Origin of the sequence: Acinetobacter halotolerans (assembly GCF_004208515.1) — a bacterium.
Lineage (GTDB): Bacteria > Pseudomonadota > Gammaproteobacteria > Pseudomonadales > Moraxellaceae > Acinetobacter > Acinetobacter halotolerans.
Map to the genome: position 1 here is coordinate 108,641 of NZ_SGIM01000009.1, position 12,387 is coordinate 121,027.

At 42.9% G+C, this 12,387-nt stretch carries 14 protein-coding genes; 9 read left to right on the forward strand and 5 right to left on the reverse strand.

The window, feature by feature from the left end:
* Positions 1–62 precede the first annotated feature (62 nt).
* Entirely contained in the window at positions 63–1,862 is a 1,800-nt protein-coding gene (gene argS / locus EXE30_RS11575; protein ID WP_130162515.1) for an arginine--tRNA ligase, read from the reverse strand.
* Between the two features lie 170 nt (positions 1,863–2,032).
* A complete protein-coding gene (locus EXE30_RS11580; protein WP_130162516.1) occupies positions 2,033–2,953 on the reverse strand; it encodes a Dyp-type peroxidase in 921 nt (306 codons plus the stop codon).
* A gap of 162 nt (positions 2,954–3,115) precedes the next feature.
* On the opposite strand from EXE30_RS11580, the gene EXE30_RS11585 reads away from it, so the two are divergent.
* Entirely contained in the window at positions 3,116–3,742 is a 627-nt protein-coding gene (locus tag EXE30_RS11585) for a LysE family transporter (protein ID WP_130162517.1), read from the forward strand.
* A gap of 10 nt (positions 3,743–3,752) precedes the next feature.
* Here EXE30_RS11585 and znuB read toward each other — a convergent pair whose 3' ends face one another.
* The 3 genes from znuB to EXE30_RS11600 are packed head-to-tail and all read right to left on the reverse strand — an operon-like array spanning position 3,753 to position 5,824.
* Entirely contained in the window at positions 3,753–4,562 is an 810-nt protein-coding gene (gene znuB, locus EXE30_RS11590) for a zinc ABC transporter permease subunit ZnuB (RefSeq protein ID WP_130162518.1), read from the reverse strand.
* 3 nt (positions 4,563–4,565) lie between these two features.
* Positions 4,566–5,354 carry a zinc ABC transporter ATP-binding protein ZnuC gene (znuC, locus tag EXE30_RS11595; RefSeq protein WP_130162519.1) on the reverse strand — a complete coding sequence of 263 codons (789 nt, stop codon included), beginning with the start codon at positions 5,352–5,354 and terminating at the stop codon, positions 4,566–4,568.
* Positions 5,327–5,824 carry a transcriptional repressor gene (locus tag EXE30_RS11600; RefSeq protein ID WP_121930359.1) on the reverse strand — a complete coding sequence of 166 codons (498 nt, stop codon included), beginning with the start codon at positions 5,822–5,824 and terminating at the stop codon, positions 5,327–5,329. Before EXE30_RS11600 ends, znuC begins: the two co-directional genes overlap by 28 nt.
* A gap of 258 nt (positions 5,825–6,082) precedes the next feature.
* On the opposite strand from EXE30_RS11600, the gene EXE30_RS11605 reads away from it, so the two are divergent.
* From EXE30_RS11605 to atpG, 8 genes are all read left to right on the forward strand, one after another.
* Positions 6,083–6,922 carry a metal ABC transporter solute-binding protein, Zn/Mn family gene (locus tag EXE30_RS11605; RefSeq protein ID WP_130162547.1) on the forward strand — a complete coding sequence of 280 codons (840 nt, stop codon included), beginning with the start codon at positions 6,083–6,085 and terminating at the stop codon, positions 6,920–6,922.
* 170 nt (positions 6,923–7,092) lie between these two features.
* Positions 7,093–7,491, forward strand: coding sequence for an ATP synthase subunit I (locus EXE30_RS11610; protein ID WP_130162520.1), 399 nt, complete (start codon positions 7,093–7,095; stop codon positions 7,489–7,491).
* A 100-nt stretch (positions 7,492–7,591) separates the two neighbouring features.
* On the forward strand, positions 7,592–8,467 hold the full coding sequence (atpB, locus tag EXE30_RS11615; RefSeq protein ID WP_130162521.1) for a F0F1 ATP synthase subunit A: 876 nt from the start codon (positions 7,592–7,594) through the stop codon (positions 8,465–8,467).
* Positions 8,468–8,549: 82 nt separating this feature from the next.
* On the forward strand, positions 8,550–8,795 hold the full coding sequence (atpE, locus tag EXE30_RS11620; protein ID WP_000424060.1) for a F0F1 ATP synthase subunit C: 246 nt from the start codon (positions 8,550–8,552) through the stop codon (positions 8,793–8,795).
* Positions 8,796–8,834: 39 nt separating this feature from the next.
* The gene (locus EXE30_RS11625; protein ID WP_004668107.1) at positions 8,835–9,305 is read left to right on the forward strand and encodes a F0F1 ATP synthase subunit B; all 471 of its coding nucleotides are present in this window, start codon (positions 8,835–8,837) and stop codon (positions 9,303–9,305) included.
* Between the two features lie 11 nt (positions 9,306–9,316).
* Positions 9,317–9,853 carry a F0F1 ATP synthase subunit delta gene (locus EXE30_RS11630; RefSeq protein ID WP_130162522.1) on the forward strand — a complete coding sequence of 179 codons (537 nt, stop codon included), beginning with the start codon at positions 9,317–9,319 and terminating at the stop codon, positions 9,851–9,853.
* Positions 9,854–9,895: 42 nt separating this feature from the next.
* The gene (gene atpA / locus EXE30_RS11635) at positions 9,896–11,440 is read left to right on the forward strand and encodes a F0F1 ATP synthase subunit alpha (RefSeq protein WP_130162523.1); all 1,545 of its coding nucleotides are present in this window, start codon (positions 9,896–9,898) and stop codon (positions 11,438–11,440) included.
* Positions 11,441–11,517: 77 nt separating this feature from the next.
* The gene (gene atpG / locus EXE30_RS11640; RefSeq protein WP_121930353.1) at positions 11,518–12,387 is read left to right on the forward strand and encodes a F0F1 ATP synthase subunit gamma; all 870 of its coding nucleotides are present in this window, start codon (positions 11,518–11,520) and stop codon (positions 12,385–12,387) included.

The following is a 12,387-nucleotide window of genomic DNA, read 5'->3' on the forward strand; positions in this document are numbered from 1 at the left end:
TGTTTAAAATAATGCTTTGTTTACTGTATTTTATCCACTGTTTCGTAAGAGCGTTGCTTTGCTTACATGGTCTCAGGAGCGGACACACCTAGTAATGTTAAACCATTTCGAATCACTTGCTGTACGTTTATTGATAACAATAAGCGGGCTTGTGATAATGGAATATTTGTTTCATCTACAAACTTCACACCATCTTGTGCATACCAACCATGGAATAGCGCAGCTAAATCTTTAAGATAGTTGCCAATTTGATGTGGTTCACAGACATTCGCAGCTCGCACCACAATTTCAGGATAAGCTGCTAATTTCGCGAGAATTTCAGTTTCAGTATCTAAAGTCAATAGATCAGCAACCTGTCGTGCAGATGTCACATCAAATGCAATGCCTTTTTCTTTAGCACGATTCACAATACTGTTCACACGTGCATATGCATATTGAATGTAATACACCGCATTGTCTTTACTTTGCGAAACCGCAAGGTCTAAGTCAAAGTCAATGTGTTGCTCAGATTTACGCATCACGTAGTAGAAACGCGCAGCGTCATTGCCAACTTCTTTACGTAAATCACGCAAAGTTACGAACTGGCCTGAACGAGATGACATTTGTACCATCTCGCCACCACGCCATAAGCTGACGAACTGAACCAAAAGAACGGTTAACTTCTTCGAGTCATAACCCATCGCATCAATCGCCGCTTTCACACGAGAGATATAACCGTGGTGGTCTGAACCCCAAATATCAATCAGGTCAGTATAACCACGTTGTAATTTATTGAGGTGGTAGGCAATGTCTGATGCAAAGTAAGTGGTTTGGCCATTGCGACGCTTTACAACACGGTCTTTTTCATCACCAAATTCAGTTGATTTAAACCAGATGTTGCCATCTTGTTCATAGAGGAAGCCACGTTGATCTAAGGTTGCAAGTGCTTCATCAATCTTGTCCGCCAATGATGCTTCGCTAAACCATTCATCAAAGGTTACGCCGAAGTCAGCAAGATCATCTTTGATGTCATCTAAAATGGCATGTAATGCTGCCTGATGGAAAACGCGATAACCTTCACCTAACTGTTGTTGTGAGTTTGCGATTAAGCCATCGATGTGTTTCTCTTTGTCACCCGAAAGCACGACTTTGTTACCTTCGGCATCTAATTCTTCTGCGTATTGAACGTCTTCTGGTACATCTTTATAGATGTCAGCGACTGGACGAACGTGCGCATCACCATCTTGGTCAATAATACTTTGTGCGATTTCTTTGACGTAGTCGCCTTGATAAGCGTTTTTAGGGAATACCAGTGTTTGGCCAGTAAGTTCTAAATAACGTAAATAAGTTGAAGTCGCCAAAATATCCATTTGACGGCCAGCATCATTAACGTAATATTCGCGGTCAACTTGAGCGCCTGTGGCTTCTAATAAGTTTGCAACCGTCATGCCATACGCTGCACCACGACCATGCCCAACATGTAGGCTAGAGGTTGGGTTTGCAGACACAAACTCGACCTGAATTTTTTTGGCTGCATTGGCTTGGCTGCGACCATATTGATCTTTTTGTGCATGAATCTGATCGAGCACAGCAAAGCGTTGGTCTGCATTTAAAAAGAAGTTAATAAAACCAGGACCAGCAATTTCTGCTTTATTAATGTCAGCGACTTCAGGCAGTGCTGCTAAAATCTTTTCAGCAAGATCACGTGGCTTCATGCCTGCCGCTTTAGAGCCGATCATGGCAATATTAGAAGCAAAGTCTCCGTGACTTCGGTCTTTGGTACGGGTTAAATGGCTCGTGTTTGTCCAATCTGAAGGGAGTACACCTTGTTGTTGAAGGGATTGTACCGCATGATCAAGAGCTGCTTGTATTGCCGTATTCATAGTTACCGAAATAAATGTCGCGGAAAAACGTTAAATATAGCAAATTTTGATGGCTTAAGGGGAGAGTCTACGCAGGGAATTCACATATTCCGATCAATCTTTTTTAAGTACTTTGTTTGGTGGCATTTATAAAGGTGCTACACCAGCCAATGGTGTAGCACCTTGCGGTTCTAATCTTCCAAAATTTGTTCTAGCAATGCATCACTTGGCGCAAAATAATAAGCACCATCCACAGCCGTTGTGAAGTGCAGTAAACGGTCATGAATACCATCACCTGCTGTCCCAAACATGCGTTTTAACATCGCATCAATAATCGTTAAATTATTAGTGTAAGCAACGAAGAACAAGCCTTGTTCACCTTTTCCATCGCCATAAGGCAAGCTGTGACGCAAGATTTCCATTTCCTCGCCTTCATCGTCCTCAACCACTGTACGAGCAACATGAGCATTTTCAGGCTTAGTCTCATCATCTAGCTCAATGGATTCAAGCTTGGTGCGTCCCATGACATGCTCTTGTGTATCGACTTTCAGTTGTTGCCATTTCGCTAAATCGTGTACATAACGTTGTGCGAAAATAAAACTACCCTCTTGGAAGATACCAGCGGATTCGGGTAGCAACGTTGCTTCGGCACGATCATCGGGGAATTGTGGATTTTCAGTTCCATCAATAAAACCAGTTAAATCACGACCATCAAATTGGCGGAAGCAAGCGCGCTCATCGAGTACCTCAACCTTATCTTGAATGCCTGCAAAAAAAGATTGGCTCATCGCAAAACATAAATCTGCACGTGCACTGGCAATGTGAATAAACACATCGGCAGGCACGACCGGCATATTGAAAGCCCCTTGTTGTGGGTCGAGTTGCTTAAACCCTTCTGGCATTTGTGCATGTAATTTAGGCCACAGTTCAGGGCCGAAGGCTATTGCAGTTTTGATCTGAGCATCTGGGTGTTGAGTAATCAAGCGATCACGAGTTAAAAGCAGCGCTGAAATTTGTTGTTTTAATTCAGCGATCGTTAGATCTTTTAAACGGAGAACAATAAAACGCGCATGATCAGAAGGTAGTGGAAGAATGACAGATTGAGCAGCCATTAAGATCTCCTTAGTCATTTTTAAGGCGGCAAAAAAAGAAATCATTGTGCCTGATGTTGAGGGGGCATAAAAGTTTATTTATTCATTTTTTGTGGTTTTAAATGATGCAATCATGGCAAAATAAAACGATATAATTCCACCTTTTATTTCTTTAGTATTCCTATGTCTTTTCAAGTCTGGTTCACGTTTATGCTGGCTTGCTGGGTGATTAGCATTTCTCCTGGTGCGGGGGCAATTGTGTCAATGTCGAGTGGTCTAAATCATGGGTTTAGGCATGGGTATTGGAATGTTATCGGACTGCAAATTGCTTTATTGATCCAGATTATGATTGTTGCCGCTGGCGTTGGGGTACTTTTTGCGACGACACCATGGGCTTTTCAGGTGGTGAAATGGTTTGGTGTCTTGTATTTGCTTTACTTGGCTTATTCACAATGGGTCGCACCTGTGCAGATGGTTGAAATTAAACAAGAAGACAACCATAAGTCTGCTTCAGCTTTGGTGTTTAAGGGATTTGTCGTCAATATGAGCAATCCTAAAGCCATTGTATTTCTATTAGCAGTGCTGCCGCAGTTTTTAGATTTAAGTCGACCACAATGGTTACAATATCTGATTATGGCGATCACGATGGTGACAATCGACTTAATCGTAATGGCAGGCTATACAGGATTAGCCGCGAAGGTATTGAGATTATTACGTTCGGCAAAACAACAGAAATACTTAAATCGGAGTTTTGCAGTCATGTTTAGTTGCGCAGCGTTGTTGCTTGGGGTTATCCAACAATCTAATTAACAACGCATCGCTAGTTTGTCTTGATGTGTGGAAGTACTTTTTGTGCCGTGAAAATCAGCGCAAAGCAAAGTGCCATACATAAGACAATACTTAAACCCGTGGCAATGTTCAGTGCGGCACTTGACCATAAGCCTACAGTGATGCCGAATTGAGCCAATATAAATGCCCAAATCACCATTTGTTTAGGGGAATGTGCCAGTAAGCGGGCGCTTAGCGCAGGGATGACTAATAAGGCACCCATCAGTAATGAACCGACTGCACGTAATGCCAGTACGGTAAACAATGCCAGTAATAACATGAAAATCAGACGCTGCCAGTTTGCATTTACGCCTTCACTCATCGCCACATCTGGGTCTACCGCAATTTGAATTTGTGCGGACCATGAGCGATACAGCACCACCATTGCAGCTGCAATCACCGCAGCAAATATTGGTAATTCAGTCCATCCGACACTGAGTAAATCACCAAACAGATAGCTTAATAGTTCTGGCCGTAAGCTTGGAATTTGTTGGATGAGTAATAAACCTGAACACAGTAGTGTGGCTGAGCACAAAGCAAGCAGCGCATCATTGGGCAGGCGTGAGTCGTGCAAAATCCATAAAATTGCAACCAACAACGCAGCTAAACAAGCCACCCCCAACCAAAAAGGTAAATTCAGGATGCCTGCAATTGCGACTCCTAATAAGGTGCCATGAGCCATGGTATCAGCGAAGAAAGACATTCTGCGCCACAACATGAGGCAACCCAATGGTGCAGTCAGAAATACAAGCAGCGTGCCCATAATCCAAGCAGGTAATAGCAGTTGTAACCATTCCATCATTGCTTAGACCTTTGGTTCAGGGTGGATGTGAGGGCGTGGATCATGTGTGCATGGTTCTACGTGATCGCTATGCCCACAATCATCGTGATGGTGCTGATAGAACATCCGTTGTGTCCCAAAAATAGCTTGGTACTCAGGATGCTGTTGAATGCTTTCAGGCAAGCCACTACAACAGATGTGTTTATTGAGGCACACCACACGATGTGTCCCTTGCATGACCCATTGTAAGTCATGTGAAACCATGAGTACGGCACAACCATATCGCTCGGGCAAGCTGCGGACATATTCATACAGTTCGGCTTCAGATTGAATATCTAAGCCTTGCATCGGTTCATCCAACACTAAAATATCAGGTTGACGCAATAAAGCACGCGCCAGTAACACGCGTTGGCGTTCACCGCCTGAGAGCTGTTGTACTTTGGAATGTTGCAATTGCTGGATGCCAGTATCCGCTATGATTTCTTGGCGCAAATGTGCTGCACAGACTTCTAAATCAAGTAAGTCTTGGACACGTAACGGTAGACTGGCCGATGGATTGAACTTCTGTGGAACATAGGCCATCTTAAGTTTTTTAGCAAAGTGAACTTTGCCTTTATTTGGAGACATGATGCCCAGTAGCACTTTAATAAGGGTTGACTTACCAGCGCCATTTGGGCCAATCAGCGTGACAATTTCTTTTGCTTGTAATGCAAAATCCACATTTCTCAAAATAACACGCTCATCACGTTGAACAGAGATATTTTCAAGCTGGATGAGGGGAGAGCTTACTGCGATGTGCTGCACTGATGACATTTTCCAGAAATTTCAATGATGCTGTGTTGAGCAGAAAACTGATCGGAGGTTGCAAGTTGATCAAGTTGCTGAAGCAGCCCTTGTGCGGAAGCCTCTTTGACAGAGCGGCATTCCGTGCAGATTAAAAACGCAGCTTGATGTCCTTCACGAGGATGGCAGCAAGGAATATAGGCGTTAATAGACGTTAAACGATGGATTAGACCCTTTTCTAATAGAAAATCCAAGGTTCTATATACTGTCGGTGGTGCAGCAGGACGATCTGCTTGACCTTTAATTTTGGCCAACAAATCATAAGCACCCATGGGTGCAGATGCATTTAATATCAGTTCAAGGACTTCTTTACGTAGAGGAGTCAGTCGAGCGCCAGTTGCAGCACATAAAAGTTCTGCTTCTGCGAGTCGAGCTTTAATATCATGATGACCATGAACACCGTGTAAAGCGTTGTCATGTTCATGTGAGCAAGAACTCATAAATGGACCTCATTGTTTGCCTTGAATCGGTTGATCTATCACGGATAACTTTAACTAACCAAATACCTTATGCTGTAGATGAGCGCGCTAAGTATCTGTGAAATGTCAACGGACCGTATATCATAACATGCAATTCATTTGGAACTAACTATATAAGTCATCCAAGCAAGGAATGATGTTAAGAAGATAAAATAGACATAGGTATTTTTTAACTTTTGTTATATTATAACATGCTTTGCAAAGTTGAGTAGTGTTGTGATGTTGCGCCTTTTCCTGTTTGTCTCGTTTTCAATGTTAAGCACATGGGGCTGGACACAAAGTTTGGTCGTGTCAACACATCCAATTTATTTGATTGCAAAAGAAGTCACTAATGGGATAGAAACCCCAGTACTTTTACTGAGTGATCAAACGGGGCATGATGTGCAACTCACACCAGCACATCGTAAAACAATTCAAGAGGCTTCTTTGGTAGTGTGGCTTGGCAAAGCACACGAAGCGCCATTAGAGAGACTGCTACATCAAAATCGCAAAGCCGTCGCACTCTTAGATATGGGTCTCTTAACGATATTGCCGCAACGTAATTTGCGTGGTGCGTCTTTGGAAAATACCATTGACAGCCATGTTTGGTTAGAACCAAATAATGCGGTACGCATTGCTTTTTTTATCGCAACATTACGTTCACAGCAGCACCCTGAAAATAAAGCCAAATACTTAGCCAATGCTAGAGATTTCGCACAACAGATGCGACAAGCAGCTCAACAGTATGAGGGGAGTAATAAAGCCAAACCTTATTGGTCATACCATGATGCTTATCAATACTTAGAAAGAGCGTTGAATTTAAAGTTTGCAGGTGCGTTAACGAATGACCCACATATTGCACCGACAGCTGCACAAATTAAGTACTTAAAAGACAGTCGACCAAAGACACAAATGTGTTTATTGGCTGAAATTTCAGCCAGCAGTAGTCAGTACAGAAGACTGAATCCCATCATTTTTGAATCTGTTGATGAAAGTATGAATGGTGAGGACAATTTTATCGCTGCTTGGAAGAAATTGGCTGCAAAAACCGATAAATGTGTATTAAGTGCCCAAAATTGATCAGAAAATTAAAAAAGCGTTGACTCTATCGTCAGAAAATATGGTAACGAAAAAACCAGACTTAGGTCGAGAAAAGATTGCATGTTCAGGGGTGTAACTCTATAATGCCAGCGATTCGAAACGATCATCAATAAAACTTGTCAAGCAGTTATGTTGTGAGTGGATAAAAAATGAGCCGGACTAATCGATTGATTGACCGACGATTGGCAAAAGCTTTGGTCTTCTTACAAGCATGTATGATTCCAATTGCAGCTTTGCTGGCATGGATGATGAAAGATATAACTGCTGCGATGAGTGCAGCGCTTGGGGCTTCGGTTTGTTGGCTAGCACACTGTTATTTTGCTTGGCAGTCGTTTAGAGCGGCGGGCGCAAGAGCATCAAAACAAGTCATGCTCAACATGTATCGAGGAATACTCGGCAAGTTTGCAATTGTGATCGTGGGTTTTATTTTAATTTTGAACAATGTTGAACCATTATCACCGGTTGCATTGTTTGGTGGATTTATCCTTGTTCAAGCGATGTCGTGGGTTGCACCATTTTGGGTGACACGTCTGCAAAAACGAGATTAAGACACTTTTTTGAGATTTTTGGAGGGTAAAGTGAGATATTCGCAGTTCGCAATATTCATTTTCCTTCTTTTTAATGATTGACATTGACCAGGTGTGATTTATGGCTGCTGAAGAACATGCCCTGACTTCGACCGAGTATATCAAGCATCACTTGACCAATATGACCTATGGCAAAATGCCGGATGGATCATGGAAGTTGGCTGAGTCTGCTGAAGAAGCTCAATCGATGGGGTTCACTGCAATTCACTTGGATTCAATGGGTTGGTCTATCGGACTTGGCATCATTTTTTGCTTTATGTTCTGGATCGTTGCGAAAGCTGCAAATGCAGGTGTTCCAACAAGATTCCAGTCTGCAATTGAAATGATTATCGAGTTTGTAGACTCAAGTGTCCGCGACACCTTTCATGGCAAATCACGTTTAATTGCACCATTAGCACTGACCATTTTTGTGTGGATTTTCCTCATGAACTTGATGGACTTAGTGCCTGTTGACTGGATTCCTTTCCTAGCTCAACAGATTGGTGCAAGTGTATTTGGTATGGATCCTCATCATGTTTACTTCAAGATTGTACCAACTACTGACCCGAACATTACCTTAGGTATGTCCTTGTCTGTATTTGCACTGATCTTGTTCTACAGTATTCGTGAAAAGGGTATCGGTGGTTTTGTTGGCGAGTTAGCACTTAACCCATTCAACCCAAGTAATAAATTTGCAAAAGCGTTATTGATTCCAGTGAACCTTGTATTGGAGTTAGTAACTTTCCTTGCTCGACCAGTTTCGTTGGCTCTACGACTGTTCGGTAACTTATATGCGGGTGAGTTGATCTTCATCTTGATCGCATTGCTACCGTTCTGGATCCAGTGGGCATTATCTGTGCCTTGGGCTATTTTCCACATTCTTGTAATCACGCTGCAAGCATTTATCTTTATGATGCTGACCATCGTTTACTTGAGCATGGCAAGCGAAAAGCATTAATGGTATTGCCTGATCATCAGTTGATGGTTGGGCTTAAATTTTAGTTTAATTTGGTAATAACCTAACCTCTGAGGAATTTTTCATGGAACTCACTTTAGGTCTAGTTGCAATTGCATCTGCTATCTTGATCGCTTTCGGTGCTTTAGGTACTGCGATTGGTTTCGGTCTTTTAGGTGGCCGCTTCTTAGAAGCTGTAGCTCGTCAACCAGAATTGGCTCCACAACTTCAAACTCGTATGTTCTTAATCGCGGGTCTTCTTGATGCTGTGCCTATGATCGGTGTTGGTATTGGCTTGTTCTTCATCTTCGCTAATCCATTTGTAGGTTAATAGCTTAATTCCTAAATCCACATATTGAGGAATAGCGAAATGAATATCAACCTCACATTGATTGGCCAAGCGATTGCATTTGCGGTATTTGTCGCATTCTGTATGAAGTTTGTTTGGCCACCATTAATCAATGCAATTAGTGAGCGTCAGCGTAAAATTGCTGATGGCTTAAATGCTGCTGAAAAAGCGAAAGCTGACCTTGCTGATGCACAATCACAAGTGAAGCAAGAGATCGACGCAGCAAAAGCACAAGCGGCTCAATTGATTGAACAAGCGAACCGTCGTGCAGCGCAATTGATCGAAGAAGCGCGTACCCAAGCTGCGGCTGAAGGTGAACGTATTCGTCAACAGGCGAAAGAAACTGTTGATCAAGATATCAATGCTGCTCGCGAAGAATTACGTCAACAAGTTGCTGCCTTGGCAGTTGATGGTGCAGAGAAAATTCTGAACCAGCAAGTTGACGCAGAAGCTCATAATGCCATGCTGACTCAGCTGGCTGCTAAACTTTAAGCGAGGGAAATATGGCTGAATTCTTGACGTTGGCACGCCCATACGCTAAGGCAGCATTTGCTTATGCATCTGAGCAGAATGCAACTGACTCTTGGTCAAATGCGTTACAGTTGCTCAGTGCTGCGGTGCAAGATGAGGCATTTTCCGCTTATTTAAATCGTCCTGAGCTGACTCCTGCGGAGCAGGTAGGTCTTTTTGCTAAGATTTTAGGTGAAGATCAGACTCAAGCAGTGTCAAACTTTTTGACACTTCTTGCAGATAATGATCGTTTAATACTGTTACCTGAAATTGCAGCAGAATACGAACTACTTAAATCGCAGAACAACAACACATTGGAAGTACAGATCGAATCTGCTTTTCCAATGGATGCGAAACAAGAGCATATTTTAGCTCATGCGTTAGAAAAACGTTTTAACAGAACAGTACATGTTACTGTGAACGTTGATCCATCGCTCATCGCAGGTGTTGTGATTCGTGCAGGCGACCAAGTGATAGATGACTCTGCGCTTAACAAGCTTGAAAAAATGCGGACTCGTCTTCTTGCCTAACAGCAAAAAGACTGAACTTAAAAAAGATTGAGGAATAGCGCAATGCAACAACTGAATCCATCCGAGATCAGTGCGCTCATTAAACAGCGTATCGGCGATCTGGACACCAGCGCGACCGCTAAGAATGAAGGTACCATCGTCATGGTATCTGACGGTATCGTGCGTATTCACGGTCTTGCAGATGCAATGTACGGTGAAATGATCGAATTCGACGGCGGCTTATTTGGTATGGCACTGAACCTAGAACAGGATTCAGTGGGTGCCGTTGTTTTAGGTAACTACCTAAGCCTTCAAGAAGGTCAAAAAGCTCGTTGCACAGGTCGTGTATTAGAAGTTCCGGTTGGTCCTGAACTTCTTGGCCGTGTAGTAGATGCTTTGGGTAACCCAATTGATGGCAAAGGCCCAATTGATGCAAAAATGACTGATGCTGTTGAAAAAGTAGCACCAGGTGTAATTTGGCGTCAATCTGTCGACGAACCTGTTCAAACTGGTTATAAATCAGTGGATACCATGATTCCTGTGGGTCGTGGTCAGCGTGAGTTGATTATTGGTGACCGTCAAACTGGTAAAACAGCAATGGCGATCGATGCGATCATCGCTCAGAAAAACTCTGGCATTAAATGTGTTTACGTTGCGATTGGTCAAAAACAATCAACAATTGCAAACGTAGTACGTAAGCTAGAAGAAACTGGCGCTATGGCGTATACAACTGTTGTCGCAGCTGCGGCCGCTGATCCTGCAGCAATGCAGTATTTAGCTCCGTATTCTGGCTGTACAATGGGTGAATACTTCCGTGATCGTGGTGAAGATGCGTTAATTATTTATGATGATTTGTCTAAGCAAGCAGTTGCTTATCGTCAAATTTCATTACTTTTACGTCGTCCACCAGGTCGTGAAGCATATCCAGGTGACGTATTCTATCTTCACTCACGTCTTCTTGAGCGTGCTTCGCGCGTTTCAGCTGCGTATGTTGAGAAATTCACAAACGGTGCAGTAACAGGTCAAACTGGTTCTTTAACTGCTTTACCGATTATTGAAACTCAAGCGGGTGACGTATCTGCATTCGTACCAACCAACGTAATTTCGATTACTGACGGTCAGATCTTCTTAGAAACATCATTATTCAACGCAGGTATTCGTCCTGCTGTGAACGCAGGTATCTCTGTATCGCGTGTTGGTGGTTCTGCTCAAACGAAGATCATCAAAAAATTGTCTGGCGGTATCCGTACTGCTTTAGCGCAATACCGTGAATTGGCTGCGTTTGCTCAGTTTGCTTCTGATCTTGATGAAGCAACTCGTAAGCAACTTGAGCATGGTCAACGTGTAACTGAGTTAATGAAGCAGAAACAATATGCTCCTTACTCAATTGCTGACCAAGCTGTTTCTGTTTATGCATCTAACGAAGGCTATATGTCTGACGTAGAAGTGAAGAAAATCGTAGACTTTGATGCTGCGTTAATCTCTTACTTCCGCTCTGAACATGCTGCGTTAATGCAACAGATCGATGAAACTGGTGATTATAACAAAGACATCGAAGCTGCAATCAAAGCAGGTATTGAGAGCTTCAAAGCGACTCAAACTTACTAAGTTAAGCTTTAGTTAAGTTTGGTTCACGGATCAACCTTCGGAAGCTCGTAAGAGCTTTCGACTACTAGGTTAAGCGTATGGCAAATTTAAAAGAAATTCGCGCCAAAGTAGCTAGTATCAAGAGCACGCAAAAGATTACTCGCGCGATGCAAATGGTAGCTGCTTCTAAAATGCGTCGTGCGCAAGAGCGCATGGCTCAGGGCCGTCCGTATGCCGATAATATGCGCCGTGTAATTGCTCACTTGGTACAAGCAAACCCTGAATATAAACACCGTTATATGGTTGAACGTCCTGTAAAGCGCGTTGGCTATATCGTAGTGTCTTCAGATCGTGGCTTGGCGGGTGGCTTGAACATTAACTTGTTCAAGAAAGTTGTGCAGCATGTCAAAGCACAACAACAGCAGTCAATTGAAGTTGAATTTGCTTTGATTGGTCAAAAAGCGGTTTCGTTTTTTAAGAATTACGGCGGTAAAGTGCTTGGTGCGACCACCCAGCTTGGTGATACACCGAGTTTGGAACAGTTAACTGGCTCAGTGCAGGTTATGCTTGATGCATTTGATAAAGGCGAATTAGATCGTATCTATCTCGTTTCAAATGGTTTCGTCAATGCTATGACTCAACAGCCTAAAGTAGATCAACTTGTTCCTTTAGCATCAGCAGAAGAAAGCGATGACCTCAACCGTACTTATGGTTGGGATTATATCTACGAACCAGAAGCAGAAGAATTGTTAAATGGTTTGTTGGTTCGCTATATCGAGTCTATGGTTTATCAAGGTGTGATTGAAAACGTCGCATGTGAGCAATCTGCTCGTATGGTCGCAATGAAAGCAGCGACCGACAACGCAGGGCAGTTGATTAAAGACCTACAACTCATTTACAACAAGCTGCGTCAAGCCGCGATTACTCAGGAAATTTCCGAGATCGTTGGCGGTGCCGCTGCCGTTTAA

Excerpts from the sequence above, each read along its gene's own strand:
- argS (WP_130162515.1), bottom strand. The coding sequence starts at position 1,862 with ATGAATACGGCAATACAAGCAGCTCTTGATCATGCGGTACAATCCCTT.
- EXE30_RS11580 (WP_130162516.1), bottom strand. The coding sequence starts at position 2,953 with ATGGCTGCTCAATCTGTCATTCTTCCACTACCTTCTGATCATGCGCGT.
- EXE30_RS11585 (WP_130162517.1), top strand. The coding sequence starts at position 3,116 with ATGTCTTTTCAAGTCTGGTTCACGTTTATGCTGGCTTGCTGGGTGATT.
- znuB (WP_130162518.1), bottom strand. The coding sequence starts at position 4,562 with ATGATGGAATGGTTACAACTGCTATTACCTGCTTGGATTATGGGCACG.
- znuC (WP_130162519.1), bottom strand. The coding sequence starts at position 5,354 with ATGTCATCAGTGCAGCACATCGCAGTAAGCTCTCCCCTCATCCAGCTT.
- EXE30_RS11600 (WP_121930359.1), bottom strand. The coding sequence starts at position 5,824 with ATGAGTTCTTGCTCACATGAACATGACAACGCTTTACACGGTGTTCAT.
- EXE30_RS11605 (WP_130162547.1), top strand. The coding sequence starts at position 6,083 with ATGTTGCGCCTTTTCCTGTTTGTCTCGTTTTCAATGTTAAGCACATGG.
- EXE30_RS11610 (WP_130162520.1), top strand. The coding sequence starts at position 7,093 with ATGAGCCGGACTAATCGATTGATTGACCGACGATTGGCAAAAGCTTTG.
- atpB (WP_130162521.1), top strand. The coding sequence starts at position 7,592 with ATGGCTGCTGAAGAACATGCCCTGACTTCGACCGAGTATATCAAGCAT.
- atpE (WP_000424060.1), top strand. The coding sequence starts at position 8,550 with ATGGAACTCACTTTAGGTCTAGTTGCAATTGCATCTGCTATCTTGATC.
- EXE30_RS11625 (WP_004668107.1), top strand. The coding sequence starts at position 8,835 with ATGAATATCAACCTCACATTGATTGGCCAAGCGATTGCATTTGCGGTA.
- EXE30_RS11630 (WP_130162522.1), top strand. The coding sequence starts at position 9,317 with ATGGCTGAATTCTTGACGTTGGCACGCCCATACGCTAAGGCAGCATTT.
- atpA (WP_130162523.1), top strand. The coding sequence starts at position 9,896 with ATGCAACAACTGAATCCATCCGAGATCAGTGCGCTCATTAAACAGCGT.
- atpG (WP_121930353.1), top strand. The coding sequence starts at position 11,518 with ATGGCAAATTTAAAAGAAATTCGCGCCAAAGTAGCTAGTATCAAGAGC.